The following is a 254-nucleotide window of genomic DNA, read 5'->3' on the forward strand; positions in this document are numbered from 1 at the left end:
AACAAGTAGGCTCCCACTGCTTGTACGCATACGGTTTCAGGTTCTATTTCACTCCCCTCTCCGGGGTTCTTTTCGCCTTTCCCTCACGGTACTGGTTCACTATCGGTCAGTCAGTAGTATTTAGCCTTGGAGGATGGTCCCCCCATGTTCAGACAAAGTTTCTCGTGCTCCGTCCTACTCGATTTCACTTCAAAGATCCTTTCGTGTACGGGGCTATCACCCACTATGGCGTCACTTTCCAGAGACTTCCACTA

General features: G+C 50.0%; 1 rRNA gene. It reads right to left on the minus strand.

The features are described from left to right. Positions 1-254 (minus strand): 23S ribosomal RNA (locus BST15_RS21055); the annotation flags it as partial.

Source organism: Mycolicibacter arupensis, from assembly GCF_002086515.1.
Lineage (GTDB): Bacteria > Actinomycetota > Actinomycetes > Mycobacteriales > Mycobacteriaceae > Mycobacterium > Mycobacterium arupense.